The sequence below is a fragment of the Burkholderia sp. Ac-20392 genome (genome assembly GCF_017104585.1).
Lineage (GTDB): Bacteria > Pseudomonadota > Gammaproteobacteria > Burkholderiales > Burkholderiaceae > Burkholderia > Burkholderia lata.
The window spans coordinates 1-644 of sequence record NZ_JAAGPB010001113.1 but is presented as its reverse complement, the minus strand read 5'-3'; the positions used below and the strand labels follow the sequence as shown (position 1 = coordinate 644).

The following is a 644-nucleotide window of genomic DNA, read 5'->3' as shown; positions in this document are numbered from 1 at the left end:
GTTCAGATCGGGGTGCGCCGGCGCGTCGTAGCGGTGCGCCGCATCGCGCACGACGCCGCCCGGCGACGTGAAGCTCTCCGCGCGCGCATAGCCGACATAGGTTTCGGGTGAGCGGACGTCCGCGGCGTCCGCCGCTGCGAGTGCCCCCTTCGCGGGTGCGCCGGCGAGCCCGAGCGGCACGTTCAGCGCTTCCGGATGGCCGGCCTCGGCGAGCAGCGACTGGATCGCGCGCTCCGACTGCGCGTATTCGCCTTCGCCGAAATGGTGATGGCGGATGCGCCCCTGCGCGTCGATGAAGTAGTGCGCGGGCCAGTATTCGTTGCCGAACGCGCGCCAGATCGAATAACCGTTGTCGATCGCGACCGGGTAGTCGATGCCGAGGTCGTGCACGGCCTTCTTCACGTTGCCGATGTCGCGCTCGAACGCGAACTCCGGTGCGTGCACACCGATCACGACGAGCCCGTACGGTGCGTACTTGCGTGCCCATGCGGTCGTGTACGGCAGCGTGCGCAGGCAGTTGATGCACGAATACGTCCAGAAGTCGACCAGCACGACCTTGCCGCGCAGGCCGGCCGCCGTCAGCGGCGGCGAGTTCAGCCATTGCACCGCGCCGTCGAGCGACGGCAGCGTACCTTCGACGGGCG

The 644-nt window shown here is 68.9% G+C and carries 1 protein-coding gene; it reads right to left on the bottom strand.

What is annotated here, in order from left to right; genetic code table 11:
* A partial coding sequence (locus G3N99_RS41105; RefSeq protein ID WP_206125296.1) for a thioredoxin family protein occupies positions 1–644 on the bottom strand: 644 nt, incomplete at both ends.